This is a genomic window from Stenomitos rutilans, from assembly GCF_059505485.1.
The window spans coordinates 90,752-116,115 of the sequence record NZ_JCACKR010000027.1; the positions used below are offsets into that span (position 1 = coordinate 90,752).

Annotated in this window: 21 protein-coding genes, 1 pseudogene and 1 riboswitch; of the genes and pseudogenes, 10 read left to right on the plus strand and 12 right to left on the minus strand. The window is 50.7% G+C overall.

What is annotated here, in order from left to right; translation table 11 throughout:
* Positions 1-2: 2 nt before the first annotated feature.
* Positions 3-518, plus strand: coding sequence for a DUF309 domain-containing protein (locus tag AC5JLP_RS03620; RefSeq protein ID WP_496066536.1), 516 nt, complete (start codon positions 3-5; stop codon positions 516-518).
* Positions 519-1,167: 649 nt separating this feature from the next.
* Here AC5JLP_RS03620 and AC5JLP_RS03625 read toward each other — a convergent pair.
* The 4 genes and pseudogenes from AC5JLP_RS03625 to AC5JLP_RS03640 form a co-directional block, all read right to left on the minus strand.
* Positions 1,168-1,323 (minus strand): annotated as a pseudogene (locus AC5JLP_RS03625) (type II toxin-antitoxin system HicA family toxin); the annotation flags it as partial.
* A 67-nt stretch (positions 1,324-1,390) separates the two neighbouring features.
* The gene (locus AC5JLP_RS03630) at positions 1,391-1,600 is read right to left on the minus strand and encodes a type II toxin-antitoxin system HicB family antitoxin (RefSeq protein WP_496066537.1); all 210 of its coding nucleotides are present in this window, start codon (positions 1,598-1,600) and stop codon (positions 1,391-1,393) included.
* A 584-nt stretch (positions 1,601-2,184) separates the two neighbouring features.
* Positions 2,185-2,931 carry a DUF561 domain-containing protein gene (locus AC5JLP_RS03635; RefSeq protein ID WP_496066538.1) on the minus strand — a complete coding sequence of 249 codons (747 nt, stop codon included), beginning with the start codon at positions 2,929-2,931 and terminating at the stop codon, positions 2,185-2,187.
* Between the two features lie 105 nt (positions 2,932-3,036).
* Positions 3,037-4,155: a saccharopine dehydrogenase family protein gene (locus tag AC5JLP_RS03640; RefSeq protein ID WP_496066539.1), complete on the minus strand. Its 1,119-nt coding sequence runs from the start codon at positions 4,153-4,155 to the stop codon at positions 3,037-3,039.
* A 237-nt stretch (positions 4,156-4,392) separates the two neighbouring features.
* Here AC5JLP_RS03640 and AC5JLP_RS03645 point away from each other — a divergent pair, with 237 nt between their 5' ends.
* Positions 4,393-5,133 (plus strand): carbonic anhydrase, encoded by a 741-nt coding sequence (locus AC5JLP_RS03645; RefSeq protein WP_496066540.1) that lies wholly within the window; start codon positions 4,393-4,395, stop codon positions 5,131-5,133.
* 22 nt (positions 5,134-5,155) lie between these two features.
* On the opposite strand, the gene crtO is transcribed toward AC5JLP_RS03645, so the two are convergent.
* The 4 genes from crtO to egtD all read right to left on the minus strand — a co-directional run bounded on the left by crtO (position 5,156) and on the right by egtD (position 12,934).
* Positions 5,156-6,847 (minus strand): beta-carotene ketolase CrtO, encoded by a 1,692-nt coding sequence (gene crtO, locus AC5JLP_RS03650; protein ID WP_496066541.1) that lies wholly within the window; start codon positions 6,845-6,847, stop codon positions 5,156-5,158.
* Between the two features lie 571 nt (positions 6,848-7,418).
* Positions 7,419-9,386, minus strand: a complete 1,968-nt coding sequence (locus AC5JLP_RS03655; RefSeq protein ID WP_496066542.1) for a protein kinase domain-containing protein — start codon at positions 9,384-9,386, stop codon at positions 7,419-7,421.
* Positions 9,387-9,457: 71 nt separating this feature from the next.
* Positions 9,458-11,647 (minus strand): SPFH domain-containing protein, encoded by a 2,190-nt coding sequence (locus tag AC5JLP_RS03660; protein ID WP_496066543.1) that lies wholly within the window; start codon positions 11,645-11,647, stop codon positions 9,458-9,460.
* 273 nt (positions 11,648-11,920) lie between these two features.
* Entirely contained in the window at positions 11,921-12,934 is a 1,014-nt protein-coding gene (gene egtD / locus AC5JLP_RS03665; protein ID WP_496066544.1) for an L-histidine N(alpha)-methyltransferase, read from the minus strand.
* Positions 12,935-13,074: 140 nt separating this feature from the next.
* On the opposite strand from egtD, the gene AC5JLP_RS03670 reads away from it, so the two are divergent.
* Entirely contained in the window at positions 13,075-13,212 is a 138-nt protein-coding gene (locus AC5JLP_RS03670) for a hypothetical protein (protein ID WP_496066545.1), read from the plus strand.
* Positions 13,213-13,514: 302 nt separating this feature from the next.
* The gene (locus tag AC5JLP_RS03675) at positions 13,515-14,003 is read left to right on the plus strand and encodes a phosphate-starvation-inducible PsiE family protein (RefSeq protein ID WP_496066546.1); all 489 of its coding nucleotides are present in this window, start codon (positions 13,515-13,517) and stop codon (positions 14,001-14,003) included.
* A gap of 96 nt (positions 14,004-14,099) precedes the next feature.
* Here the strand turns inward: AC5JLP_RS03675 and AC5JLP_RS03680 are convergent, their stop codons facing one another.
* Complete coding sequence (locus AC5JLP_RS03680; RefSeq protein ID WP_496066547.1) at positions 14,100-15,200, minus strand: type IV pilin-like G/H family protein; 1,101 nt, start codon at positions 15,198-15,200, stop codon at positions 14,100-14,102.
* Between the two features lie 431 nt (positions 15,201-15,631).
* Here AC5JLP_RS03680 and AC5JLP_RS03685 point away from each other — a divergent pair, with 431 nt between their 5' ends.
* Entirely contained in the window at positions 15,632-17,221 is a 1,590-nt protein-coding gene (locus AC5JLP_RS03685) for a glycoside hydrolase family 57 protein (RefSeq protein WP_496066548.1), read from the plus strand.
* A gap of 94 nt (positions 17,222-17,315) precedes the next feature.
* On the opposite strand, the gene AC5JLP_RS03690 is transcribed toward AC5JLP_RS03685, so the two are convergent.
* Positions 17,316-17,540 (minus strand): hypothetical protein, encoded by a 225-nt coding sequence (locus AC5JLP_RS03690; protein WP_496066549.1) that lies wholly within the window; start codon positions 17,538-17,540, stop codon positions 17,316-17,318.
* 844 nt (positions 17,541-18,384) lie between these two features.
* Here AC5JLP_RS03690 and aroF point away from each other — a divergent pair.
* Positions 18,385-19,248 carry a 3-deoxy-7-phosphoheptulonate synthase gene (aroF, locus tag AC5JLP_RS03695; protein ID WP_496066550.1) on the plus strand — a complete coding sequence of 288 codons (864 nt, stop codon included), beginning with the start codon at positions 18,385-18,387 and terminating at the stop codon, positions 19,246-19,248.
* Positions 19,249-19,302: 54 nt separating this feature from the next.
* On the opposite strand, the gene xylB is transcribed toward aroF, so the two are convergent.
* A complete protein-coding gene (gene xylB / locus AC5JLP_RS03700) occupies positions 19,303-20,766 on the minus strand; it encodes a xylulokinase (RefSeq protein WP_496066551.1) in 1,464 nt (487 codons plus the stop codon).
* Between the two features lie 85 nt (positions 20,767-20,851).
* Positions 20,852-21,175, plus strand: a riboswitch (cobalamin riboswitch).
* A gap of 22 nt (positions 21,176-21,197) precedes the next feature.
* Between xylB and AC5JLP_RS03705 the strand changes: the two genes are divergently transcribed.
* From AC5JLP_RS03705 to AC5JLP_RS03720, 4 genes are all read left to right on the plus strand, one after another.
* Positions 21,198-21,956 (plus strand): energy-coupling factor ABC transporter permease, encoded by a 759-nt coding sequence (locus AC5JLP_RS03705; RefSeq protein WP_496066552.1) that lies wholly within the window; start codon positions 21,198-21,200, stop codon positions 21,954-21,956.
* 3 nt (positions 21,957-21,959) lie between these two features.
* A complete protein-coding gene (locus tag AC5JLP_RS03710) occupies positions 21,960-22,253 on the plus strand; it encodes an energy-coupling factor ABC transporter substrate-binding protein (RefSeq protein ID WP_496066553.1) in 294 nt (97 codons plus the stop codon).
* 181 nt (positions 22,254-22,434) lie between these two features.
* Positions 22,435-23,238: a cobalt ECF transporter T component CbiQ gene (gene cbiQ, locus AC5JLP_RS03715; RefSeq protein ID WP_496066554.1), complete on the plus strand. Its 804-nt coding sequence runs from the start codon at positions 22,435-22,437 to the stop codon at positions 23,236-23,238.
* Positions 23,222-24,061: an energy-coupling factor ABC transporter ATP-binding protein gene (locus AC5JLP_RS03720; protein WP_496066555.1), complete on the plus strand. Its 840-nt coding sequence runs from the start codon at positions 23,222-23,224 to the stop codon at positions 24,059-24,061. Before cbiQ ends, AC5JLP_RS03720 begins: the two co-directional genes overlap by 17 nt.
* Before the next feature lie 29 nt (positions 24,062-24,090).
* Here AC5JLP_RS03720 and AC5JLP_RS03725 read toward each other — a convergent pair whose 3' ends face one another.
* Positions 24,091-25,296 (minus strand): TPR end-of-group domain-containing protein, encoded by a 1,206-nt coding sequence (locus AC5JLP_RS03725; protein ID WP_496066556.1) that lies wholly within the window; start codon positions 25,294-25,296, stop codon positions 24,091-24,093.
* Positions 25,297-25,364 lie beyond the last annotated feature (68 nt).

The following is a 25,364-nucleotide window of genomic DNA, read 5'->3' on the forward strand; positions in this document are numbered from 1 at the left end:
CAATGCGGCATCGGGCTAACGCCGGGATGGGACAATTGAACGAAGCACTACCAGAAGACTTTTGGCGCGGTGTTGCACAATTCAACCAGGGAGAATTCTATGCGTGTCACGACACGTTAGAGGCTTTGTGGATTGAAGCGACCGAACCCGATAAGAAGTTCTATCAAGGCATTTTGCAAGTAGCGGTGGCTCTCTATCACTTGAGCAATCAAAATTGGCGCGGAGCCGTTATTTTGATGGGTGAAGGAATGAATCGCTTGCGCGGTTACCAGCCTAGCTATGAGGGCATTGACACTGAGGCGTTTTTGGTGCAAACGGCTCTGGTCTTGAATGTGCTCCAGCAAACTGGCCCTGAGCAAGTTGCCAGCGTTGTTCAACAGCTTGGTTTATTACCGCCCTCAAAGGATTTTGTTGAGGATTCTGCCAACTCAAGTGCTGCCGATGCAGAGGTTTTAATGCCTGAAGGCTTTGAGAGTCTTGGCTTGCCAGTACTGCACACAGTGTCCTCCCAGGCTTAGCAACGTAGGTTTAGAAGGAAGCATCCCAGTTATGCAAAAACAGTCAAAACGCAAGTTGACCCTTGAGGGCTGCGCATCTCAATGGCAACATTGGGTTCACGGATGCCGGATTCCATTTTGCTCCTGACCTTTGTCAGCGACGATCCATTTTCTTCACTGCCGCTGCCACCGCACCAGAGCCCATCGAACATAGTTGTTCCGCTTGATCATGGACTTCGCTAACAAGCTACTCAAGCGGCTATGTGCTTTGAGGTTGAGTCGTTGTGCCTGGGCTTCATGCCTGGGCCAGCAACCAACCAGGCTTTTCACTGGGCTCACGCTGCCTTGGGTTGTGCCAGTGCGAGTCACGATAAAAAAGGCAACCTCTGGGCTGACGTGCTCTAGCCCTGGTTGCCTGACACATCTATGTCAAACCCTTGATATCTCGTAAAACCCAAGTTTCTCCAGTACGGCAGGTCAAGGCTTTCAGCCAGTCAAGTCATGCTCAATCGAGCTTTTAGCGGTAGGTGACAGATTGCTTACAGAGCAAGGCTTTAAGGCACTTGTGTCAGGCAGTCAGGCTCTAGCCTCTGCCGACGCACCGTTTTCTCGATGCCATCCAGGTCGCTCAACTCGCTTGCAGAACTAGGAGCTAGGAGCAGATTCCGAATTATTCCAACAAATTGATTAATTCTTCTTTAGTCAAATCAGTATCTCGTAGAATCTTCAACAGTAAACCTTTACCAATTGCCTTACGAGCATGAACGGGAATAGAAACAACGCGATTGTCTTCATGCTTTAGACGAACATGGCTACCTTTCTCACCACGTAGAAGCCAATCTTTTGAAGCGCAGCAATTAGCTCGCCTCCACTTAGGTTAGGGAGTTTTGTCACTAGAGCACCACTTTCTGAATGCCAATAAATTCAGTAGTTGATTCTTCCTCAATTTCCTCAAGGCACATTGCAATGACATCACGGATATTTTGCATTAGCTCATCAACGGTGTCTCCCTGGCTGTAGCAGGCTTTGAGCTGCGGAACTTCACCAACATAAAGGCCATCTTCATCTCGTTCAATCACAACATAAAATTCTTTCTTTTTCATTGGTCTACCCTCTGGTTTGCCAGTTAAATTTCTAGTGCTTCAAGTTAGTATAGCTAGGTAGGGCGATCGCGCTTTTTTTGTAAGGTGCATTTGGTTTGCAGCAAATACTTTAGGAAATGAGCGATCGTGCTTGTGATACGCGCTGATCAAAATCTTGATCCATACAATTCAACAAAAAGTCCGAAATAATTTGAGATATTTGATCAAATCGCTTAGGTGATAGACCTGTAGAGTTGGCTGCTAAAATACCATGAGCGAAAACATGACGTATGCATTTGGCAAGGCAGCTAACATTAATATCGTGCCCGTTTTTATTGTCTTTGAACTTACACACCATCTCCTTTAGGTTCTTGCCAGTTAAATGTTGTATAAGAAACTTAGATACAGCATTTTCATGATCTAAATCGCGGATAGACTTAATGATTTTCTCCTGTGATCGGGAATCTTGAAGCGATTTTACCTGTGATTCATCACTTGGATTCAGTCCGATGATGCAACAGTAAGTACTTGTGTTGTGCGGAAACTTTCTGTCTAGAATCTCAGATTAGATAGACAGAAAGCTTCCGACTAATGAATCGATCGCCCTACACGTAAAGCGGTGTTCGGCTGACAGTGGCTAATGCTTCGACCAGGCTACGAACAGCGGCAATCATGGCGATTTCGCTGTTGAGTTGGTTAATAGCAGAGCCAACGCCGATACCGGAGGCACCAGCGGCGATCGCCAACGGAGCCGTCACATTGGACAAACCAGATGCACACAAGACAGGAACCGTCACTGCTCGGGAGATTTCGTAGGCAGCAGCTAGAGTGGGAGCCGCTTTCTCGATCAGTCCCAAGGTGCCAGCGTGAATGGGTTTGCTGCTGGTGCCGCCCTCGGTTTGAACGATGTCAGCGCCTGCATTGACGAGGGCTTCTGCCAGTTGCACCTGCTGGTCAAGCGGCAGGATGTGAGGCACGGTGACAGAAAGGGTGATAGTGGGCAGCAACTCGCGTGTGGCACGGGTGAGCGCCAGCACTTCATCGGCTTCAAAGCGACGACCTTGTGCGTAGAAGCTGTCGAAGTTGCCAATTTCAATCAAGTCGGCTCCAGCATCGACGGCAATGACGAACTTTTCTGGCTCTACCGTAGAGACGCAGATGGGGAGAGGGGTCAGTTGTTTGGCTAAGCGCACCAGGTTAGGGTCGGCAGCAATGTCTACAAAGGTTGCACCACCCCGATCGGCCGCCTTAACCGTTGCAGCTACGCGATCGGCATCGAAATTGTGCAGACCGCTAATAACTTTAAGGGCACGTCCGTTATCTAGAGCACTCTGTAGCGTGGGGATTGTCATGGTATCTCTACTCAAATTCGTACCGTCCATTTTGACACCCAATGCCGGGAGATTCCAGCATTTTGTTGCAGAGGGAGTGGAGAGTAGGGGGTAGGGAGTGCAGTATCAGCGTAACGCCTGCTCGATTTTGATGCCACGGCTCTGCATCGTTTGCTCAAATAAATCAGTAGGCAATGCGTCTTCGATCGCCCAAACACCCGGTTTTTTGAGTTCACCTGACAAAAGCAGTTGGACAACACTGCCTGTACCATAGCCAGCCGCGATCGCGGTATTGTCGTGTACCAGGGTGGCGTAGCTCTTAGCGGGCTTGTAATTCTTCTGCCCTGCCACTTCTACCCGAATGGCAACGCCAATGCCACTAAAGCGATCAGTGACATCCGTCATAAAGTGGCTCACGTAGGACAAAAACTCGATCACAGCGCGAGTTTGTAGCAGACGAGGATGCCACCAACGAGCCACGCTCCAAGTGAGAACGTTGTAGAAGTCAGGTATGGTGCCAAATTTGGTGATCACCGTTTTGACGGGAAACGCGCTGGGAATGGTGAAGGCTTCGGGCACGTCGAACCAGTACACCCCAACGCGGCCATAGGGCGGGGGAAAGTCTACCACTTCGCGATCGCTATACGGTTTCACGGCTTGCCATTGACCATTCAGCCATGCCTGAAAGGGACGCTGTAAGCCCAGGAACGTTGTTCGCATGACCGTTACGCCTGCGCCACCTGAGCCAGCGACCACATAGCTAAGATGCACCGTATCAGCCGCATCAAGCTGCTCAATGCTCTGCCGTACCATGCTATTGGAGATGCCAGGGAAGATGCCTGTATTGACGATCGCCGTGATGCCTGCTGCTGCTGCTGCCTCACGATAGGCGATCGCGGTACGCGTATAGGATGGATGATCGCTGACATCCACGTAGTTCACCCCAGCGGCAATGCAGGCTTCTAACACTCTGCCATCGCGATGGTGGAAGGGTCCCGCACAGTGCACTACAACATTGCGACTGCTGTCATCCGATCTCAACGCTTGAATCGCCGTTGACAGTCGCTCCTGATCGTCTAAATCTAGTTCCAAATAGTGGAAAGGCGAACCCATCTCAGGAAGCTGTTTTACATGCTGACTTCGACCCGTAATGGTAATTTTGGTGTCGGTGTGGGCAGCAAGGTCAGTAGCGACTTGGCGACCGATCCGTCCTTGTCCACCTAAGATCAAAACTTGCTTGGTCATTATCCTTTAAACAACGTCGTTTACTGTCACACAGAGTTTGTCTTATTGGAATATTAGAACTTACACGTTTCAGGCGAAATCTCGTTTTGAAGCCGTTGATCGCGATCGTAACCAGATTGTGTAGATCTGCAAAGTGGCTCTAGAGGGAGGTGAACGTTCTTTTTATGCTCTAGCCTGTGGGCAGTTTAGTGGGGTGACTCGTGTCTAGAGTGAAACCAGAAAAAGAGGATTACAGTCATGTCGATGGCAGGCATTATCAACGGGCTTAATGAGTTCCAGAATACCTATTTCAGTACCCATCAGGAACTCTTTCAGCAACTGTCTCATGGGCAGACCCCAGAAGTTCTGTTTATTACCTGTTCTGACTCACGCATTGATCCATTCCTGATCACGCAAGCTCAACCCGGAGACCTCTTTATCGTCCGCAATGTGGGCAATATTATCCCTACTTATGGAGCGGCCAATCATGCGGAAGGTGCCGCGATCGAGTATGCGGTGCATGCCCTTGGCATCAAAGACATCATTGTTTGTGGTCACTCGCATTGCGGTGCGATGAAAGGATTGCTGCAATTGGGTAGCCTCGCTGAAGAAATGCCGTTGGTTTACGATTGGCTCAAACATCACGCTGAACCCACTCGCCGTTTGATCGTCGATAACTGCAAAGACAAGGGCTATACGCCAGAAGAACTGCTGAAAATTGCTATCCAACAAAACGTCCTGAGCCAAATTGAAAACTTAAAGACGTATCCCATCATTCACTCAAAAATGTATGGGGGGAAGCTCAACCTCCACGCCTGGATTTATGCCATCGAGTTAGGTGCCATCTTTGCGTATCATTCCGGCACCGGGTTGTTTATTCCATTAGAGGAACGATCGTTCCCAGTGCCTGATCCTCTGCTCGAAAAGGATAGCCACGGTCGCTGGCTTTGGCTGCAAGCCATGATGGGAGCGATGAGTAGTGAGCGCCCGGATCGTTGACAAAAAAGACAGTTTCTAAAGCTCAAGATAGGCGAAAGACAGAATCTACCGTTGCTTTAAGCGATTCTTTCGCATCGCGGAAGGTCTGCGCGATCGGCTGCTGCGTGTGCAAGAAAACCCGTGCACAGTTGCGTCCTGGCATGCCTGAAATGGAACCACCGGGATGGGTTCCCGCTCCGGTGAGAAATAGCCCGTCGATCGGCGTTTTGTAGTTGGCGATTTCGGGTAAGGGACGAAAAAACACCATTTGATCGAGGGTCATATCGATATGGTAATAGTTGCCATTGACTGCTCCTAACCGCTCACCCAACTCAGCAGGGCTTTCCACTCGACGGGCGATCGTCGCTGTTTTCACATTGGGCGCGTAGTCTGCCAGCTTATCGATGACGCGATCGGCGACTTTGTTTTTCAGCTCGTCCGTCCAACCAGTACCATGCTGCCCTGTGCCTTCTAACCCAGCAATTTTGTAGGGCGCAAAGAACTCAATCCAGACAGTGTGTTTGCCAGCCGGAGCCATTGTGGGATCTAGCATGGTGGGTTGCACCAGATAGAACGATGGGTCAGCATCAGGAATGTTACCGATCGCCGGATCGCTATGGGCAATTTCGACCTGACGCACCGAGTCGGCGATCAGCACCGAGCCAATGAGATACTCATCTCGATGATTGTGATGCTCAAAGCGCAACGGTTCATCTATTGCCAGGTCAATCTTGAGAATGGTTTCATTATTGTTTACAATGCGCCGCTGTAATCGTTCGCGCAGATCAGGATCAGCCGCATTCAGATCGGCAGGATCGATCATATGCACCATTAAGCGCTGTGCATCGATGTTAGAAATTACACCTTTAGTGGCACGATACTCCGTCCCGTTTGCCACCCGCACACCGACCGCCCGACCGTCATCCACTAAAATTTTTGCAACGTGCTGTTCTGTTAAAATATCGCCGCCAAGCGCTTTGACCAGACGGAGTAACGCGTCAACTAATGCACCTGTGCCACCTTTGGGTCTTGCCATGCCGGGGTTATGCCGCATTGCCATCATAATGGCTCCAATACCCAGCATTTTTTGAGACGGTGGTGCGCCCAATTCCGAGGACAAGCGAGCCAGAGGCGCTTTGAGAAACTCCGAGTCAAACCATTCGTTGAGAATGTCTTCCGCACTGGTTAGCATCGTGCGAATGAAATCTAACGTTTTATCAGTCGAACCAATGACAGAGAATAAATCCTTAATCTTGGCAATGTCGTAATTGCCTGCAATATCAATCAATGACTTGGGCGGCGCATTAAACATCGGAATCATCGCCCCGATCGCCCGCTGCCAGTAATCTGTAAACTCCGCATACTTTCTAGCATCCCGTGGGCTGAACTGCTCAATCTCGGCACAGGTTTGCTCGATCGATCGATGAGCCAAGAAGTATTTACCGTCGGGATGAGGGCAAAAGACGACTGGATCGCAAAACAAGTATTCCAAACCGTATTTTGTGAGTTCCAGTTCCTCAACCACGGGGCCAAGATGAATGAACTCATGATCGATCGCGCACAAGTTGAATTTAAAGTCGGGTAGGTCTGGAATCACGGCTTCCGTTGTAGCTGCCCCACCGGGAACTGAGCGCTTTTCTAGCAACAGCACACGGTAGCCAGCTTTCAGCAAATAAGCCGCACAGACCAGCCCGTTGTGCCCCGCACCAATGATGACAACATCGTATTCCTGCATCCAAATGTCTCCAGCCTATGTATCTCTTAGCTTAAGGTAGAGTAATCACACTGAGCACTTCATCAATCTAAACGGAGATTTTAAGTCAGCGATCGTGGTTTCTGCATTCTGAGCGCGGTTAACCAGTAATAGCCCTTGATTGACTGACAAAACGCTTGAAAACCTGATTCTGCTGTTGATTGGTTGGGTAAAGCCGTTTCGACGTACCAGAAAAGCGTTACTGTAACCCAACAAACCCCTCTTGGCGTTGGGCTTCACAGAGTTCAACCCAACCTAAAAAAAGATTTGTCAGTCAATCAGGTAACAGTCCTTGCGAGATTACCGTTTGACCGCTCACAGCCACTCACATCCAACGAGCTTTCAAGTTGTTTATCACTAGGACTTACGCAAAAGCGGTCATCTTTCGCCCCCTAGCCCCCATCTTTGGGGGAACCGTCTCAATCAAAGCCCCCAAGATTGGGGGTTTGGGGGCAAATGCGTAAGTCCTAATCACTAGTAGACTTTGGCTAAAGTGGAGCTACCATTTAGGGAAGGTTGAGCAATGGGCATAAGACAGCCAGTGGGCGATCGCTTACCCCACAGTTTGCCAGACGCGGATTGTTTTATCACTGCTGCCGCTGATGAGGGTTTTGCCATCGGTGCTGAGGACGATCGCGTTTACCGAGTCGCTATGCCCAGTGAGAACAATTGCTGACTCCGATCGCTCATTGGTTAAGTCCCACAGTTTCAGCGTGCCGTCCCAACTGGCGCTGATGAGTGTTGAACCGTCAGGTGTGAATTTGAGCGCACTGACTGTCCATGAGTGCCCTGGTAGGGTTCGTAGCAAGCGTCCGGTTTGCGTACTCCAAAGCTTAATGGTGCGATCGTCTCCGCCAGTTGCTAGCAACTGGCTGTCTAAACTGAACGCAACCGCTTGCACAGTGCCTATATGGTCGGTAAAGGTATAGCGCATCTGGATGTTGAGATTTGCTTCAGTCGTCCAGAGGGAGACTGTGTGATCGGCGCTGGCACTGGCGAGAAACTGTCCGTTGGGGCTGAAGGCGATCGCGGTGACGTTCAGCCGATGGCCTTTGAGTGTGCAAATTTCTGCTTTTGTGGCGAGATTCCAAAGCTTGATGGTCTTGTCGCGGCTAGCACTGGCAAGCAGTTGTCCACTAGGCGCAAAGGCGATCGACGTAACCGCCTGCGTATGCTGACCCAAAATTTCGCTCCGTCCCGCAATATCTAAATACCATTTGCGGGTGAGTACGACCGTCCGATCTTGCCCGCCAGAGGCAACTGTCTCACCATCGGGATTAAAGGCGATCGCACGCACCGCCAGCACATGATCCAGAACAGCCATTGTCACACTGCCCGTTTGCAAATCCCAAAAGCGAATCGTTTTATCTTCGCTGCTACTCGCCACGATCGCACGATTGGGACTGAGTGCAACAGCATTAACGCAAGCTGTGTGTCCGGTGAAGGTGTGGGCGCAATGCCAAGAGGGGAGTAGGGGAGAGTTTTGAGTTTTGAGTAGCGCTATGCGCCGCGTTGCTAGAGAGTTTTGAGTTGAAGCTGATGGCTGATCGCTGAAAGCTGATCGGTTGATCGCCTCTATAGCTGCATCAACCGATTGAAACCGTCTGCTCAATGCATTTTGAAGCAGCCGATCAAGTATGGCGGCAAGACGATCGCTCACTGGCTCGGTGACATATTGCTGCCAGGCCCAGCGATCGTTTACGGTATCAAACAGGTCAAACGGCGAGAGGTTGGTGAGTAAGTGAATGCAGGTTACACCAAGGCTGTAAAGGTCGCTGGCGAAGACTGCTTTACCACGTGCTTGCTCTGGGGCAACATATTCTGCACTGCCAACGCAGGTGCCTGTTTGCAGGCGATCGCTTGGTTGCACCAGTTTTGCTGCCCCAAAATCGACCAAAACCAGACGAGAATATTCACCGTGTCGTTGCCAAATCAGGTTGGCAGGTTTGATGTCACGGTGGATGACGTGGCGATCGTGGATGAATTTTAGAATGGGCAACACCTGATTCAGCAGGTACCAGATAGCACTTTCCGTAAAGCTCCCCTGCTCTGCCAGGACTTGTTCCAGATTTTGCCCCTCGATAAATTCCTGCACTAGGTAAAGCTGCCCATCGCCCTCAAAGGTACCTAGTAAAGTCGGAATTTGCGGATGATCGCCCAGCTCCTTAAGCCGTTGAGCTTCTTTATGAAAAAGCGCGATCGCCTCTGCCCCTACCACCTGTCGTGGCAAACAATGCTTGAGCACACAGAGAGTTGTTTGTGATCCGTACTCATCCCCCCCTGCTTCCCCTGCTTCCCCTGCCCCCTCCGCTTCCCCTGCTCCTTCTGCCTTCTGCCCTCCGCCTTCTGCCTCCCCACCCTCATCAATCGCCAAAAACGTTCGCCCAAACCCTCCCTGCCCAATCAACGCGATCGCACGATAACGATTCCATAAACGCAAGGAAGAGCCACAAGCTCGACAGCATTCGGCGCTATCAAGATTCTGCGGCTCTTTACAGATTGGATTAAAGCAGTAGCTCATAGAGCGATCAGTGAGTAATCAGGCATCAGACCAAGAGCCTTTAGCTCATTCTGACACCTGACTCTCTATCCCTACCGCTTGTCGGCGTTGAAGATGGCTTCAATCTCAGCACCAAGCGCAGGATCAAAGGATGGTACTGCTTGAGGGGAAGCCGTTCCATTAGTCAGGGTGCTTTCAGGTTGTTCCGCCTCTAATGATACGGCTGGCTTGGCAGAATTAACTTTGCCGTTGGTTTGCTGGTTCCACAGAATCATGGAGAGTAAGCCATCAACTAAACCGTTGCCGTTGCCGTTTGCGCCCACCAACACATCGGGAATGAGCCGGACGCGGCGATCGCCAATAATTTGCATTAACTGCATAGCGGTGTAGCTTTGAGACCCCAGTGCTTCCACACCCGCACGGTAGGTTTCGGCACGAGCTGTACCTGTGGCCCGAATCGCATCGGCATCACCAACTGCCCGCAACTTGGTGGCTTCGGCTTCACCGTTAGCACGCTGAATATCAGCCCTGGCTTGCAGTTCGGCAATGTTGACGTTTTGCTCAGACTTCACCATTTCTTGCTGGATGTCTGCTAGCGCGGTTTCACGCACCAACTGTTGCCGTTGGGTTTGTGCCATCTGCTGCACTTCGTAGGTTTTGCGCTGCTCTTCAGCAATTTTGCGATCGGTCTGCGTTTGCATCAGGGTCTCTGGTGGTTGAATGTCACCAATCAGCGTGTCGATCGCCTGAACGTCGTAGCTTCGGAGTGCGACTTTGATATATTCTGCCGCTTCGGACTGGCGATCGCTGCGGGCGCTGAGGAAATCCAGCACGGTACATTCCTGCGCCGAGTTGCGGAAGTAGTTGCCGATTGTCGGCTCCAGGACGTGATCCACCAGATTTTGCATGGAACCGACGCGGGAAATGACCTTTGGCGCATCCAAGGCACCGACGTGGATGATTTGGGCAATTTCCAGGTCAAAGGCGAACCCATCGCGCGATCGTACTGTCAGCGATGCCAGGTTGGAGTCGTAATTGTGGCGTTCTGTCCGTCCTGACCAGTTCAACACAATGTTCGTTGTGGGTACCAGTTCCACTTTCATCACGCGAGTATTCAGCGGATGCTTACCGGGATAGAGCGGCTCTGTCCACACGCCCTTGTGTCCGGGTAGTACGAGATTGCCGTGGGTAAAGGAGGCACCACTCACATCTTCGTGGGCTTTACCGACATAGGCGATGACCACACCCACGTAGCCGATCGGAATCTCGGTCATAGGCACCTGTTCGACCTGCACAAACCAGGGATTGAGGTTCCAGGAACCGGATAGTAGAATTTGCTCCTGCAAGCCACGTCGTCCGCCTGCGTGGATGAATTTCTCACCGTTCTGGAAGTTGTTGTGCCCAGGAACGGTTGATCCCGCCATTTCACCCGCATCGATTGGTTGACCATCCAGCGTGGTGACAATGCCCACCTTATCCGATTGCACGGTGTAAACCCGTAGTTTCTCGCCAGCCATACCGTGCTGATTCGCATTCGCAGACGTAATCACCTTAAACAAGGCGGTGTTGATGCGGTACGTCCCTGCGGTCAAAAAGCCCATCTGCCGACCTTTTTCGCCGCTGTTGGTCAAAAACTTACGCGCATCCTGATAGTTGTCACAGGGTACAACTTTTGCCAAAATGCGCTCGGCTGGAACAGGGGCACCATCGTTGGCAACCAGTAGCGCGATTTCGCCCTGCGGCACAACAATCATCGGCTGCTTTTGCACATTGTACTGCCAGGGAAATAGCCCCCAATGCCAGCCCGGAGCGAGGGTATCGGCCTGATAGCCGGCTTCACCGTTGAGGGCAATTAATCGTCCCGCAGGCAGGCGACCCCCAAATTTTTTGACGACGACGCCAACTTCTTGCTCACTGATAATGACCAGTCCTGTAATTGATGAGAAGAAGATTAAGCCGCCAACCACAACGATGCTGCCCACCATTAAGGGACCAAATAAATCAAAGATGCTCATCTGCTGCACCGTGGGGAACGATCGTCCCGGTTGCGCTTGAGCTAATGGTTGCGTAGTCAGTTCAATGAATTGTGGCGTTGAGGCTGCGATCGTATCCGCAACGGCCGATCGCAGTTGGCCCAGATTGGTACTATCAGCACGGGCAGGTGAAAGCGTGGCGATCGAACCTGCCGTTAACAGCGAAACAGCGACTGACGAAACCAAGCGAACCGCTTTGCGAGACTGACGTAGCGATTGCAGTCTAGAAAGCAAAGAGTGAGTGTTCATAGTGATAAGGCGTTGCCTTATATGTAGAGGTTTGTCCAACCTAGCATTCCCATCTGCTCGCACTCCAAAGATCTAAACTCGTCGTAATCTATGCCAGTGCAATGAAGAAGTATTGCGCCGTTGGGGTAGCAAGTAGATACGCAAGGAGGCGATCGGATTTCGGAAGGAGTGCGATCGCCTCCATCAAGACAAAAACGTTCAGGGACATTGCATGTAATGTCCCGACGAAAGAACAGCCCTTTGAATACCTTGCTTTGAATTAGGAGTTTTGCATTAAGGACATTCGTTGCTCGTGCACTGGCGCTGACAAAGTAGTAAGCCAAACCAATGGTTTGGATCAGTCCAAACTTGCAGCGGTTGAAACGCAAAGGTCTCCAATGTTTCAACCAGGGTGGGCAAATGGAATTTGCGCGAAATCTCGGTGTGGATGCTTTCACCTGCTTGTAATGTCGTGTCGAAGCCAAGCATTTTGAGCGCCACAGTCTGCGTTTCTAAACTGCGAAGATGCATCTCAACTTGATGGTCTATCGGGTTGTAAAATGCCCAGTGCCTGAATTGATCGAGGTCAAAATTGCTCTGAAACCGCCAGTTGAGATGACGCAAGATATTGAGGTTAAACGCGGCAGTCACGCCCTGAGCATCGTTGTATGCCGCTTCGAGGATGGCAGGATCTTTCTGCAAATCAACGCCAAGCAGAAAAAATTCTCCTGGTTTGAGTGCCTTTTGCACTCGCTCAAGAAAGCGATCGCACTCCTGTTGATTGAGATTCCCGATCGTGCTGCCCAGAAAGATCAGCATCCGGTTTTCCATTTCAGCAGGCGGCAGTTGATCGAGCGCCTGTTCGTAGGTTCCTGCCAATCCGCAAAGCTTGAGCTTAGGATATTGACGCAGGAGTTCCAGTGCAGTGGTTTTGAGAATACCCGCGCTGACGTCGATTGGGCAGTATTGCAGTTGGTCGTTCGCTTGACTATACGCTTCCAGCAATAAGCGGGTTTTGCGAGAGCTACCGCTACCTAGTTCGACTAATTCACAGGAGCCAGTCAGTTGGGCAATTTCGGTGGCGTAGGTTTCTAGAATGGCTTGCTCAGTGCGGGTGGGGTAGTATTCTGGCAAGTCGCAAATCTGCTCGAACAACTGGGAACCGCGATCGTCGTAAAAATATTGGCATGGCAGGGTCTTTGGTGTTTGTTGGAGACCCTGAATAATGGCAGTTCCTTCATCGACAGTCGCTTCTGAAGCGTTTAGCGTAATCCAGCGGAGGCGAGCATTTTCTTGTGCAATGTTCAAAATTGGTCTCCTTTCACGAGGTCTGCATTCGTTCAGTCGTAAGGTTCTTCACCTTAACCTGCGCTATAGCATGAGCTTTTGAAGCAGTTTGAAAGCAAAGTCTAGGCTATCAGGATTAGCCGCTCCATAAAGATTAAACAGTGCTTACAGCCGCATTTGCATCCACCTCTCAGTGGAAGAGGATCAGCGCTTACGGCATTGGGATAATTGCCAAACAATCTCTCACGGCATTACAAACGCAATTGCCATTGTCTGCTGGCAACTCGATCGCCCGTTGAGAGTGGGTTTAAAAAATGATGAGAATCGTTGGTAGCTAGAGGTATAGCTTACAGCCGTTATTAGATTCAGTAGACGACAGCCGAATTAAGACGGGTGTGAAGTGTGGGGTGTGATGGATGCAACTGCAAACCGCTGTAGAACCAGACGGATTAAAAGGCTGTTTTCGTTTACTGCTTTGCCAAAACCCAACGCTCCCTAGTTGTACGTTGTGATGAATGTCATTAAATTTTCCAATAGGTTTTGGCTTTACTGATAAATTTAACTGAACTTAAATAGAATAACTCTTTCAGGCAATATTTGTATGCAATCACCTTCTCAACTGTTACTAAAACGCTGGCACGAACCATTCACCCGCAAGCACGTCGTCCGCGCACTTGAAATGGTGCAAGATTTGATTGTGGTATCCCTTTGTATGGGACTGTTTTGCGTGATGGTCATTCAGCTTAGAGCGATGTTTCTTTCGCTGCTGCCACCGCTCAACTTCCGGGCTGTCACAGCGGACATTTTATTCTTGTTGATTTTGGTGGAGTTGTTTCGGCTGCTCATCATTTACTTGCAGGAACAACGGGTGTCGATCGGCGTGGCAGTTGAAGTGGCGATCGTCTCAGTACTGCGTGAGGTCATCGTTCGAGGTGTACTCGAAGTCCATTGGAGCCAAATTCTAGCAGCGTGTGCCTTCTTAATCGTCATGGCACTCTTGTTAGTCGTCCGCGTTTGGCTACCTCCCACCTTTGTTGGCATCGATCCAGAACGTCGATTCGCCAAGCGACAGCAAGAAGCTGAGGGATGAAAGGATGAGGGATGAAAGGATGAGGGATGAAAGGCTAAAGGATGAGGGATGAAAGCTAAAGGATGAAAGGATGCCTCCTGCCTTCTGCCTTCTGCCTCACGGCGCTTTAGCAGATTCCACCGGGCATTGAACTTTGCCCTCTGGTGATTGAAAGACGAGCGGCGGCACTTTTGCGGCTTGCTGCGAGGTGCAAATGGTTGCGATTGCCTGATTCGTTGTTTTTGCGATCGAGACAGCAGCAGTATAGCTCTTTAAGCCATTAGCTTTAGGGACGGCAGCTAGCTGAGATTGAGTCCGGCTAGGAACAGTCAGCTTATAAATATAATCGCTACGAGAGGCAATTGGCACGGCAGCAAAGCGCTCCAGTTCTTCTAGCGTTGAAGCAAAGCGGCCATTTTGGCTATAGAACGTCTTTTGCGCCTGATTCATCGTTTCTAGATATTTTCTGGTCGTTGCCTGTTGCTGTTCTCGATTACGTTCTGCCTCAGATTTGATGCTCTGCTGACTGTTTGAGGCGATCGTAGCGGTCTGAGAACCTGTCTTGCGATCGCGAATGGTATAGGAATTTGCGATGAGCGCGACGGCTCCCCCTGTGACAAAAGCGATCAGCGTTACCAGCACTGAGAGCTTGAGATAGGAGTTTGCAGCGGGTTTGGAGCGCGCAACCCCAAACGTTGTCTCCGCATTCTTCTGGCGATCGTGCCGTTGTGTCACCCGTTGTTTTGATGACGTTAAAGCATTGCTTAAGAATGATTGCACTTGCCGTATTGGGCTTAACCAGCGCTGCTTCCACTCATCCAACAGCGTTGGTGTGGGTGGTGCTGGAATGGGCATGGTTTCGGGGTACCCAGCACTTGCGCTGGATGGGTGAGACAACGCTTCCAGGGCTTCAGCCACGGGCGATCGAGGCAGCATAAACGTTTCGACCCAGTCAGGTTGATCATTCTCCAGACGTTGCCCATACACGAGCACACGTTGGATGGAAGCAATATCTAACCGTTGGATACCTCGTTGAATGAATGCGACCAGTGTTTGGGCGTTTAAGGCACGAGTGGCGCTGAGAAAGACATGCAAGCATTGATCTTCAAGGACCGCTTTGGCGACGACACCCTCTGGCTCCAGCGTCAGGTTCATGAGGGCAGCAATGGCCTGCGGGTCACCCTGTTGGGCACGTTCAAGTAGGTTCGGCTGAGTCATGGCAGGGCACCGATCGGAAGAAATTGACTCGACAAAGCATTTAGCATTCAGGATACTCGTAAATGAGCGATCGGGCTAAAAGTCAATCAAAGCCCGTATGAGGCTTGTAGATAGCGATCTTATTGAATTTGTAAACATGCTTCTGGATTAGCTATCAGCGGTGAGCCGTCAGTGGTCAGCTATCAGCGTTCTTCTAAAGAACAACAACTGACCACTCTAGCGAAGTCATGCCAAAGGCTTTACAACTTCTCTTGCCTTCTGCCCTCTAACCCCTGCCCCCTGTCTATCTAGCTTGCGTAAGATAAAGACTATAGAAGCAGCCGATCAACCCGTCTTTCGATTGCCATTTCGCTTTACAATGCTTGGCAAATACAATGCTTGGCAAAGCCGATGCACCGTAGCCCGCCCAACCCCTCTAAATCGACGTTCTTATGAGTATTGGATACCTCGCCCTTGTTCTGCATGCCCACTTGCCCTTCGTCCGCCATCCCGAAAGCGACTATGTGCTGGAGGAGGAGTGGCTCTATGAGGCGATTACAGAGACCTACATTCCTCTGCTACAGGTCTTTGAGGGGTTAAAGCGAGACGGCGTTGATTTCAAAATTACGATGAGCATGACACCACCATTGGTGTCGATGTTGCTCGATCCACTGCTGCAAGAGCGGTATGACGAGCATCTTGCTCAGCTTGAAGAACTGGCAGAGATGGAAGTTGAGCGCCACGCGCAGAGTGGTCACCTCAAATATTTGGCTGAATATTATGCCAAAGAATTTAATCAGGTGCGGCAAGTTTGGGAGAAGTACGATCGCAACCTCATCAAAGCGTTCAATCAGTTCGCTGAATCCAATAACCTCGAAATCATCACTTGCGGCGCAACGCACGGCTACTTCCCCTTAATGAAGATGTATCCACAAGCGGTGTGGGCGCAGATTAAGGTTGCCTGTGAACACTACGAAGAAACGTTTGGTCGTCCAGCTAAAGGCATCTGGTTGCCTGAATGCGCCTACTACGAAGGCGTAGAGCGCATGCTGGCGGATGCTGGGTTGCGTTACTTTTTGACGGATGGGCACGGCATTCTTTACGCCCGCCCTCGTCCCCGTTTTGGCACCTACGCGCCGATTTTTACCACAACAGGGGTGGCTGCTTTTGGGCGCGATCACGAATCGTCCCAACAAGTATGGTCATCGGAAGTGGGCTACCCTGGCGCAACGGAGTACCGCGAGTTTTACCGCGATTTGGGCTGGGATGCAGAATACGAGTATATCAAGCCCTATGTCATGCCCAATGGTCAACGTAAGAATGTGGGCATCAAGTATCACAAGATTACGGGCAAAGGTCTGGGATTAGGTGATAAGCAGCTTTACGACCCTTACTGGGCACGGGAAAAAGCAGCCGAACACGCTGGAAACTTTACCTATAACCGGGAACGTCAGGTGGAGCACCTATACGGCATGATGCAGCGCAAGCCCATCATTGTGTCGCCCTACGATGCAGAGCTGTTTGGTCACTGGTGGTATGAAGGCCCCTGGTTTATCGATTACCTATTCCGCAAAGCGTGGTTTGACCAGGGTACGTTTGAGATGACGCACTTGGCGGACTACCTGCGGATTAATCAAACGCAGCAAGTGTGCAATCCATCACAATCAAGCTGGGGTTACAAAGGCTTCCACGAATATTGGTTGAATGAAACGAACGCCTGGATTTATCCGCACTTGCACAAGGCCACGGAGCGGATGATTGAACTGGCTAAGCATGAGCCAGAGGACGACTTGACGTGGCGATCACTCAACCAGGCCGCACGAGAGCTACTGCTGGCGCAATCTTCCGACTGGGCGTTCATTATGCGGACGGGGACGATGGTGCCCTATGCGGTACGACGCACTCGATCGCACCTCATGCGCTTCCACAAGCTGTATGAGGAAATTAAGCAAGGCAAAATTGATTCGGGTTGGCTGGAAAAGGTGGAAGCGATCGACAACATCTTCCCCAACCTCAACTATCGCGTGTACCGACCGTTGTAGAACTGTTTTTAAGCACTGGAGCCGTTTTGAGTTAATTTAGGCGGCTTCTAATCAGCCAGGCGATTAATTTGAAACGGTTCTTTATGACTCAGTCCTACTGCAAGCGGGTTCCTGAACCGCCTGATTTGCCTGGGCCACCGTTATCAGGTGGTTGATAGTCGCCTACAGTCGTTTTATTAAGGGTATGGGTTGAGGAGAGTGGGTTTGCCGCAAGGGTGGCCGTAACGGCAATAGAGCCTGTTGTGTCGAAGCTTGCTGAACAAAGCGCTACGTTCGCTGCACCGAGAGATGCGATCGGTACGCAGATCCACGGCATCATACGTCTCATTAAGAGAGACGCTTTTCTAAACTCAAGTGACTTGCTAGGAGGCTCCATGATCTTTACTTGAACTTTAGATAACTGGAATTTTAATGAGTTCTACTGAGGTGCTCTCTTTGCGGGTAAGAAAGATCGATGCATGGGAAGAACTTACGATACCGAAATCTACAGAAGATGCCAGATCGATGCTTAGGATAAAGGTGATTGTCTCAGTATTTCAAGCAGACATTAGTGTTCGACTGTTTTTGATAGTCCTTCGCGTTGTGGAGCCAACTTCGCTTCGCTTCTTGTGAATCCTTGTATAAATTCAGCCATTTATAGTATTTCTAACAGCTAAAACCACTAACTTCACCAAAACTTTCAATAAATGTTCATAATTATGTACGCATGTATAAAAAATAACATCTACCATAATATTATTCTGCTAGGAAAATTCCGGATTTTGCAAATTAGCATCCGGAGAGGTACTTGACGGTCTCTCGACCCTCTGCTAGCTTCAGATCATGCACCTGTCTCATCCTCTTCTGGTTCCGCAAATGTCGAGCAGCGTTTTTCACTTCTATTTCTGGCGTTCGTCGGTTCACCTGGAGTGACTACCGTTCGAGACGAACGTGTCCAGGTGAACCGCAGAGTCAACTCTGCGGTTTTTTAGTTTTTTACGTTGTTGTTATCGGCTGTAGGAAAGAGCAATGGCTGCGGTTATGAGTTGGTTTTACAGCTTTTACTTCTGGTTCGGAAAGTGTTCCGGGTAAAGTCTGTTGCGCCTTCGTTCGTACAGCCCGGAACCCAAAAGGTTTCGGGCTTTTTGTTTGCAATCACATCACCCAAATTAGGAGCAAATCTCATGTTGGATGCCCGGTTAGTTATCAAGTCTCACCCCAGCCACCGCACCGTTGTACAGCTTTCTGAGCAAGTCGCGATCGGTAGCAATAACGTCATCGTTATCGGTGGTCCTTGTACAGTAGAAAGCGCTGACCAAATGGAGCAGGTTGCCAGCCAGCTTTCTGGTGCCCCCATTCATGCCCTAAGAGGCGGAGTATACAAACCCCGCACCTCTCCGTACTCGTTTCAGGGGATGGGTGTGGACGGGCTGCGCCTTCTAGCAGACGTACGATCGCGCTACGGCATGCCTGTGGTGACAGAAGTGATGTCGATCGCCCAGATTGAACCCGTTGCGGCCTACGCTGACATGCTCCAGATTGGCAGTCGCAATATGCAAAACTTCGAGTTGTTGAAGGCGTTGGGGCAAGCAGGTAAACCCGTGTTGCTGAAGCGAGGGCTGTCAGCCACCATTGAAGAATTTGTCATGGCAGCAGAGTATATCATGGCGCATGGCAATCCCGGTGTGGTGCTATGCGAGCGTGGCATTCGTAGCTTCGACACCTACACCCGCAATGTGCTGGATTTAGGCGCAGTAGTAGCATTACGTCAATTGACCCATTTGCCCGTCATCGTAGATCCTAGCCACGCAGCGGGTAAGCGGGAACTGATCGCCGACCTCGCCAGAGCCGCCGTTGCCTGTGGAGCCGATGGCTTGATTGTTGAATGCCACCCTGATCCTGACCAATCTGTATCGGATGCTCGTCAGGCTCTTTCGTTGGAAGCAATGGTGGAACTAGTGCATAGCCTGGAACCGATCGCCCGTGCCGTTGGACGCACTTTAAGTAAGCCCAGCGTTGCAGAGCCAAAGCAACTGGTTGCTGTTTGACGTGCGTCATTGCTTCTGCATAGCTGATCCGTCAATCTGCGTATCGAAGGGAAACTACTTTGACTCAACGCGCTGACCGTCGCGCCAGGTTTGCAGACGAGGATAGAGCGATCGATACCGTTCCCATGCGTCGGTGAGGTCAGCGTTGCTTGTCGGTACGACTGGATGGGCATTGCTCAACAGTGAGGGAAGGGCTTGCACGTTGGCGTAAGCTCCACTCCCCAAACCGGCTAGAAGGGCTGCGCCTCTTGCGGATGCTGCTGACACGGTTACGCTCCGAAGTGGCAGTTGCAGGACATCTGCAAGTAGTTGTCTCCACACTGGCTCCAACGTGCCGCCGCCAGCTAAACGGAGTTCTGCAACAGTCATACCTGTGGCTGTGATCGTCTCTAATCCTTGCTTGATGGCAAACGCAACGCCTTCCAGGGCTGACCGCATAAGGTGCGATCGAGTGTGGTTGAGTCCCAATCCAACCCAGGCTCCACGCACATTGGGGTCAAGGTGAGGTGTACGTTCGCCCGTGAAATAGGGCAAAAAAGTGAGCCCCTCGCAGCCAGAAGCCACGGTAAAGGCTTCGGCGTACACCTGCTGCCAGTTGAAGCCGAGGAGATTGCGAACCCATTCCAGCGCCAGTCCAGCATTTTGCATCGCGGCGAGGGTGTACCACTGGTTTGGTAGGGCAGTGCGATAAAGGTGCGTCCGAACTTGCGGATCGGCGATCGCAGTCGATCGAGGCGTGACAATTTGCGCGCCTGAACCCACCGTTAACTGCATCAGTCCTGGTTCTAAGAGACCGCTACCCAGCATTGCAGATGCTGTGTCAGCCGCACCTGCAATGACAGGCAAGCCAGATGGTAAGCCGAGAGCTGCCGCCGCAGTGGTCGTTAACGTGCCTACCATACTGGTGGATGGCGTCAGATTTGGGAGCCAATCGGTACGGAGATGTAGTGCATCGAGAACGTCGATCGCCCAGGTATCCCCACCGAGATCGTATAACAAGGTTCCAGACGCATCCGAAGGCTCAGAGGCAGCTTCTCCGGTCAGACGAAAGCGCAGCCAATCTTTGGGCTGAAGCACCCAACGAGCATTCGTGTAAAGGTTGGGTTCGTGCGTTTGTAACCAGAGCAACGTTGCGCCTGCCATCCCGGTTGTAATGGGATTAGCAAGCTGTTTGTGCAAGTGAGGAGCGAGCATTCGGTACCGATCGAGTTCCTGGCTCGATCGCGTGTCTGCCCAAAGGATGGCAGGACGCAATGGCTCTCCAGCGCGATCGGTCAGCACGACGCCATGCATCTGCCCCGACAGCCCGATCGCCTGAATCGATGCCTCATTGTCTTTAACGACAGTTCTCACGACATTTCCAACCGCGTCCCACCACTCAGTTGGGTCGGTTTCTGCCCAGCCTGGTTTGGGCGATCGCACTGGGTAGGAATGGGATGCTTCCGCAATGACGGTGCCATCGATTGCAAGTAGCAATGCTTTCACTGAGCCAGTGCCTAAATCGATGCCGAGAAACATAACTGTACAGTAGGACGCAAAAGCTTCAAGCGTAACAACTAAGGTAGAACGTTCTCAACAGTTTCTATTCTTTTCCTAATCAGGTATGCTGTGTTCACGATTCGGCTCTGACGGGAAACCACCGCCAGAGAAAACAGGGAAAGTGTAGTGAAACTCTACCGCTGTCCCGCAACTGTGAGAGAAGTTAGAAGTTTTGCATGATGAGTTTTAAGTTACTAATTCAATAGGCCTTGCGCATTTGCTCCCAAACCCCCAATGCTGGGGGCTTTAATTGGCTCGGTTCCCCCAGCATTGGGGGCTAGGGGGCGAAAGATGACCGTTTTTGCGTAAGTCCTATTCAACTCAACACTCATCACTCGACACTCAACACTCTTTAAGTCAGAACACCTGCCGTATCGTTCTACAACATCGTCTTATCTGCGAGGTACAGGATGAAGACACGCTACCGGAAATGGGTCAGCCTGGGATTAATGGCTGGCTTGAGTTGTTATTTGTTGCTTGGTTCTGCCAATCCTGCTTATGCAATGCATATTGCAGAAGGCTTTTTGCCTGTGCAGTGGGCAGCCTTTTGGTGGGCCGTATCGTTACCGTTCTTTCTCGTAGGCTTGCGATCACTCACCCGCATCACCCGGCAAAACCCTGAACTAAAATTGCTGTTGGCATTGGCAGGCGCGTTTACCTTTGTCCTTTCTGCTTTAAAGATTCCCTCTGTCACCGGAAGTTGCTCCCACCCTACAGGCACTGGGCTAGGCACCATTCTGTTTGGCCCCTTAACAATGACGGTGCTGGGTACTTTGGTGCTTGTGTTTCAGGCGGTTTTACTTGCGCATGGTGGTGTGACAACGTTGGGCGCAAATGTGTTTTCGATGGCGATCGTGGGGCCACTGGTTGCCTACGTAGTCTACAACACGGTTATGAAAACGGGTAAACAGAAGCTTGCCGTTTTCCTGGCTGCCACCCTGGAAGATCTGCTCACTTACATGACGACGGCTGTACAGCTTGCACTAGCGTTTCCAGCAGTGCAAGGTGGGTTTATCGCTTCGTTTATTAAATTTGCGGGCATTTTTGCGATTACTCAAGTCCCGTTAGCGATTAGTGAAGGACTGCTAACCGTATTGGTTTGGGGGTGGTTGCAGCAGTATGGCAAACAGGAGCTACAAACCCTCAAACTTTTAGAGCAGGAGTCTTAAGCGATGAATAAGCTATCAAGTCATTGGTTGTTAGTCATTGGGGTTTTAGTTCTCGCTTTTGGCCCCCTGCTAGTACTCCAGGGTAGAGAGTTTGGTGCAACGGATGGCAACTTTGTCGCTGCGATCGAAAAAGATCACCCAAACTATAAACCCTGGTTTGAACCGATTATTAAAGACTCTGGCCCTGAAGTGCAAACGTTTTTGTTTGCGTCTCAAGCAGGGATTGGCGCAGGCATTACTGGCTATGTCTTAGGGCTGTACAAAGGGCGATCGGAGACACGCAAAAAAGACGAGTAAGGTTGACGATGAGGCAACACGTTCTGTTTGTGGCTGTACAAGCTGTGAACGTGCCCCGAACTACTGAAAAAACGAGTCCTGGCAAAGATTCTGCCCCTACCAGGAAGCATGATCGGTTCCCAAAATTAGAGCCTTTATAGAGACATTCCTTGGAATGTCTCTACAATCAATCCAATCGTTCATGGCTTTACAGATCGATACCCTGGCATACACCAATCAGTTGCGGCAACTGCCACCGGAACATAAGCTGCTGTTTGCGATCGCCCTCCTTTTAATCACTTACTGTACTCATGCGCCGATTCAACTTGCGATCGCCCTCTGGCTGAGCATGTGGATCGTCATTTATGCCAAAATTCCGGCAGCCACATATGTGCGCCTGCTTCTCATCCCGATCGGCTTTTGGTTTACTAGCTTACCTGCCTTTGTCATCAATGGCGTGGGTCTAGACACCCTGGCATCCGTGCAGGCAGACGCTTGGCAGGGCGTTAGCTGGGGGCATTACTACCTCTATTTAAGTCTTCATGGCATCCAACAAGCTGGGGAACTGGCGGCACGGACGATCGCCTCTACTGCCTGTATCTACTTCATCATGCTCACCATACCCTTCACTGAATTGCTAGACATTCTGCGCCGTGTTGGTTGTCCTGCCTTGCTCACCGAACTGCTGCTGCTGATGTACCGCTTTATCTTTGTGTTGTTGCGAACGGCCAGCGAAGTTTGGACGGCGCAACAGTTACGTGGTGGCTACCGTACCTGGCGAGTGTGGATGAAAAGCCTGAGCCTGTTAGTGGGGCAACTTCTTCGACGCACGCTCGAAAACTATCGTCAGGTATCTCAAACTTTAGATTCTCGCGGCTTTACAGGCGATATTCGCGTCTGGCACTCCCGTCGCTACAAACCCTCCAAACGCTATAGCCTGGAAGCCTGCTTCGGTTGCACAGTTTTGGTTACGCTCGCAGGATGGCAGTATGCTGTTGGAGTTTGAGCACGTTAGTTATACCTATACAGGGAGCTTTCAGCCTGCCCTTCAGGGTTTAACGCTTCGCATTCCAGCAGGCAAACGCTGTGCGCTGATTGGTCAAAATGGGTGTGGTAAAACAACGCTGTTTTTGTTAGCAAATGGTTTGTATAAACCACAGCAGGGTGTGGTGCGCTGGCAGGGAAACCCATTGCAGTACGATCGCACTTCCCTGATGGCGCTCCGACAGCAAATCGGGCTGGTATTTCAAGACCCTGAACAGCAGCTAGTCGCTTCGACGGTTGAAGAAGATATTTCCTACGGGTTGTGCAATTTGGGTTTGCCAGAAGCAGAGATTGCGCAACGGGTCAGAGAGGCGATCGCAGCATTTGGGCTGACCGAACTGGTGAATCGTCCCGTGCATCATCTCAGCCTGGGACAGAAGAAGCGCGTCTCATTGGCAGATGTGATGGTGATGCAGCCAGAATTGCTGTTGCTGGATGAACCAACCGCCTATCTTGATCGTCTTCATACCCGCGATTTGATGGTGAAGCTCAAGCAGATTTGGTCAACCGGAACGACGATTCTTATGGCAACCCATGATTTGGATCTCGTTTACAGTTGGGCAGATTGGGTGTTTGTGGTCGATCGCGGGCAACTGGTCTTAGAAGGCACGCCCCAAGATGTATTTGCCCACCGCGAGTTATTGGAGAAGCTGCATTTAGGCGTGCCCCAGGTCTTTGAAGTGCTCGATCGAGTCGCAGATGCGTTAGCTGACGACACTCATTTCCAGGCGATGGCCTTTCAACCTCTGCAACAACGCATTCTAAATGCCTTCCGCCGCGACTGACAGTGGCTTTGCACACCAGGCACGATCGCTCACTGTTTGTCTGTCAGTTCCGCCTGCGGGGCAGTGAGTGACTGAAAGCGTTGATCCTCTCGCATAGCATCGAAAGAGGTATCCGTTTTAGCGGCTTCTTTCGCTTTCTCTGGGTTGAGATGGATTGCCTGCTGCAAGCTTTTGAGCGTTGCTTCTATGTTGCCTTGCAGCGCATAACTACGCGCTTTGCCAAACCAAGCCAGAAAGAAATCGGGTTTAAGCTGAATGGCCGTTTCATAGGCCGCGATCGCGTCTGCCAGTTTTGCCAACTTTGCCAATCCAGTGCCTTTGCCGAACCAGGCTTCCGCAAAATCGGGCTTGAACTGTATGGCAATTTCATAGGCTGCGATCGCCTCGTCTGTTTTTTGCAATTTGACTAAAACTGCGCCTTTGCCAAACCAGGCCCTGAAGTTTTCTGGCTCTAGTTGAATGGCCTTTTCGTAGAAGGTAAAGGCATCTTCAAATTGATTTTCAAAATAAAGGGCTTTCCCCTGCTCAACGTAGTCGCCTGCTGTAAAAGAGAGCTGATTATTGACAGATTTCAATCGTGCAAGCTGTTTTGTGAGCGCTTGAATTTTTTGTTGGGTTTCGGGTGGAGCCGACTCACGGATGGGGGATGGCGTAATTTGAGAAAGCTCTTGAATAATCTGATCTTTCTCCTTTTGTGCATCGACAAAAAGGCTTTTTAGTTGTGAAAGCTGGTCGATAAATTCTGCTCTCAGCTTATCAAGCTCTTGCTTAAAAGCTTCAGTTTGCTCTTTAAATTCAGCGGCAACGTCTTGCTCAAACTGCTTTTCGACTTCTGCTTTTAGCTGTTGTTTCGTTTCGCCAATAATTTGATTAATCACACTACGACGAATGAACCAGACGCTAACAGCCGCCAGAATTGGCAGAAAGGTCAAAATGCCCAACATCACGTTGATCAGCGTTGTGGTGTGGCTGAAGGTGCGATCAACTTCTACCTGCACTAACGCCCGAATCGCAAGACTCTTCTCCAGATCTTCTTCAACCAGTTCTTGAAGCTGCCTGTCGTCGCGCAGTTGCTCTAGCTTATCCCAAAATGACCGAGCCGCTGGCGGTGAGGGTGTTACATTGGGCGACAGCGGTACTTCACTTTCAACCGCCGCGGCTGCACCGCTAACCAGCATAAACGACAGCAGGACAGTCAACACTGCTGTAAATAACGCTTTCGGCAAGATTGCCATAAGTAGAGAGGCGAATTGCATGAAACAATTTAGTAGACAAAACGCAGGCTTGCGAATACGTCATGTCT

Coding starts and splice junctions, on each gene's coding strand:
- AC5JLP_RS03660 (WP_496066543.1), bottom strand. CDS start 11,647: ATGAACACTCACTCTTTGCTTTCTAGACTGCAATCGCTACGTCAGTCT.
- AC5JLP_RS03645 (WP_496066540.1), top strand. CDS start 4,393: ATGTCGATGGCAGGCATTATCAACGGGCTTAATGAGTTCCAGAATACC.
- aroF (WP_496066550.1), top strand. CDS start 18,385: ATGTTGGATGCCCGGTTAGTTATCAAGTCTCACCCCAGCCACCGCACC.
- cbiQ (WP_496066554.1), top strand. CDS start 22,435: ATGGCTTTACAGATCGATACCCTGGCATACACCAATCAGTTGCGGCAA.
- AC5JLP_RS03725 (WP_496066556.1), bottom strand. CDS start 25,296: ATGGCAATCTTGCCGAAAGCGTTATTTACAGCAGTGTTGACTGTCCTG.
- AC5JLP_RS03720 (WP_496066555.1), top strand. CDS start 23,222: ATGCTGTTGGAGTTTGAGCACGTTAGTTATACCTATACAGGGAGCTTT.
- AC5JLP_RS03620 (WP_496066536.1), top strand. CDS start 3: ATGCGGCATCGGGCTAACGCCGGGATGGGACAATTGAACGAAGCACTA.
- xylB (WP_496066551.1), bottom strand. CDS start 20,766: ATGTTTCTCGGCATCGATTTAGGCACTGGCTCAGTGAAAGCATTGCTA.
- crtO (WP_496066541.1), bottom strand. CDS start 6,847: ATGCAGGAATACGATGTTGTCATCATTGGTGCGGGGCACAACGGGCTG.
- AC5JLP_RS03710 (WP_496066553.1), top strand. CDS start 21,960: ATGAATAAGCTATCAAGTCATTGGTTGTTAGTCATTGGGGTTTTAGTT.
- AC5JLP_RS03680 (WP_496066547.1), bottom strand. CDS start 15,200: ATGACTCAGCCGAACCTACTTGAACGTGCCCAACAGGGTGACCCGCAG.
- AC5JLP_RS03635 (WP_496066538.1), bottom strand. CDS start 2,931: ATGACAATCCCCACGCTACAGAGTGCTCTAGATAACGGACGTGCCCTT.
- AC5JLP_RS03655 (WP_496066542.1), bottom strand. CDS start 9,386: ATGAGCTACTGCTTTAATCCAATCTGTAAAGAGCCGCAGAATCTTGAT.
- AC5JLP_RS03705 (WP_496066552.1), top strand. CDS start 21,198: ATGAAGACACGCTACCGGAAATGGGTCAGCCTGGGATTAATGGCTGGC.
- AC5JLP_RS03690 (WP_496066549.1), bottom strand. CDS start 17,540: ATGATGCCGTGGATCTGCGTACCGATCGCATCTCTCGGTGCAGCGAAC.
- AC5JLP_RS03685 (WP_496066548.1), top strand. CDS start 15,632: ATGAGTATTGGATACCTCGCCCTTGTTCTGCATGCCCACTTGCCCTTC.
- AC5JLP_RS03675 (WP_496066546.1), top strand. CDS start 13,515: ATGCAATCACCTTCTCAACTGTTACTAAAACGCTGGCACGAACCATTC.
- AC5JLP_RS03640 (WP_496066539.1), bottom strand. CDS start 4,155: ATGACCAAGCAAGTTTTGATCTTAGGTGGACAAGGACGGATCGGTCGC.
- AC5JLP_RS03630 (WP_496066537.1), bottom strand. CDS start 1,600: ATGAAAAAGAAAGAATTTTATGTTGTGATTGAACGAGATGAAGATGGC.